General features: G+C 61.4%; 1 protein-coding gene and 1 pseudogene. Both read right to left on the minus strand.

The features are described 5' to 3' along the window. On the minus strand, positions 1 to 1221 hold a 1221-nt coding region (locus EN932_RS35225), incomplete at its 3' end, for a L,D-transpeptidase family protein (protein ID WP_127224601.1). A gap of 429 nt (positions 1222 to 1650) precedes the next feature. Next, a pseudogene (locus EN932_RS35230) lies at positions 1651 to 1865 on the minus strand (MarR family transcriptional regulator); the annotation flags it as partial.

Genomic DNA, 1865 nt, shown 5'->3' on the forward strand with positions numbered 1-1865 from the left:
GCCATCAAGCGCGTAGACGTCGTCGCGGAACTGCACCACGCCCGGACCGGTCGACCAGGCCGAGAGATAGAGGAAGTGGACCGGCACCGGATTGGTGACCTGGATCGGCGTGTTTTCACCGGTCTTGATCGCCGCCTCGAAATGCTGGCGGTCCCAGCCGGGCGTGTCGCGCAGGATCCAGGTGACGAGGTCGCGCACATTCTGCACGCGCACGCAGCCCGAGGAATCGAAACGCAACATCTTGCCGAACAGGCTCTGCTGCGGCGTGTCGTGCATGTAGACGCCGTCAGGGCTCGGGAAATTGATCTTCACCGAAGCCATGGCGTTTTCCGAGCCGGGATCCTGGCGGAACCGGTACTTGGCGGCGTCGTCGGTCGACCAGTCCACATTCATCGGATCGACTTCGCTGCCATCGGGCGCGAACAGGCGGATGTGGCTGTTCTTGAGATAATCGGGATTTTTCCGCATCAGCGGAATGATGTCCTTGCGCACGATCGAGACCGGCGCGTTCCAGTATGGATTGACGATGATCTCGGTGATCTTGGAATTGACGATCGGCGTCTGGCGATCGATCTTGCCGACGATCGCGGTGTGGCGAAGCACGACGCGGTCGTTCTCGACCGCTTCGACCTGGGCTGCCGGAATGTCGACCAGCACGTAGCGGCTGCCCAGCGTGCCGGCCTTCTCGCGCAGCCGCTGCAGATTGGTCTGCAACTGGCCAAGCCGGATCTGCGCCGAAACGTTCATCGCCGCATAGGTGTATTTGCCCATCGAGCCATCAGCCGGCAGGCCGTGACGCAGTTGGAAGCGCTTGACTGCCGAGTCGACATAGGAATCGAAAGCCGTCGAAATGCCGGCGCTCTGCGACAGGTCGCCGGAAACCATCAGCCGCTTGCGCAACGGCACCACATCGGGATCATCGACGCCAAGCTGCAGCTTCTTGGTCGCGGGAACCTCGACCCAGCCACCCTGCCCGACAATGTTCTGGTATTGCCCGACCGCCTGTTCCGTGAAGGCAACGGTCTGCGGGCTGAAGATCGGCAGCGTCGAGGCCACCTTGCCACCCTCGCTGGCGCGGGCGTCGAACTGGTCGTCCCAATTGCCGCGCGCCGAGGATTTCAGGATATCACCGATCACATCCTGCGCATTGGCGCCGCCGGCGACCACCGCGGCTGCGAGCGCGGAGGCTCCGGACAGGAAAAAACGACGGCTGGTTTTCATGGACGTTCCAGACATTGGTAGCAGTTCGATCACTTGCTGCGTTGATCACCGGGCGATCTCGCCCGCACTGTAAAATTGGCAATCTTAACAATTAGCCAACCATGGTCCGTATCAGCTTGGTGTGACAATGCACAGGCGCGATACGGGCTGCGGGTGAACGCATGGCCTTCACCACAGCATCACTGCCATTCTCGGTTCCATTGGAATATGGCGGCAACGTGGCCTTGCGGCCAAATCCGACCGGCCAGCATTCCGAAAAGAACGGACCGTGCTTTTTGGGTATCGATCGGCGATCGACCACGCGGTGCAATGACCAGCCAAATCAAAGAAAGGCCGATGCCTCTCGGCACCGGCCCTGACTGAAGGTCGATATTTCGGCCGCGCTTCTGTGGCGCGGGCCGGATCCGATGCGGCGGATGTCTTACATCCTTACATCCGGTAGGCGATGGTGTCGTTCCAGAAGCGGTCGAGCCGCTGCAAAGCGCGGTTCATCTGCTTGAACTCATCGGTGTTGATGCCGCCGACCTGTTCGATCGAGCCGACATGACGCTCATAGAGGCCGGCGACGACCTCGGCCACCTCATTGCCCTTCGGCGTCAGCGAGACACGGACCGAACGGCGGTCGATGCGCGAGCGCTGATGGT

The sequence above is a fragment of the Mesorhizobium sp. M7A.F.Ca.US.002.01.1.1 genome, from assembly GCF_004022955.1.
Lineage (GTDB): Bacteria > Pseudomonadota > Alphaproteobacteria > Rhizobiales > Rhizobiaceae > Mesorhizobium > Mesorhizobium ciceri.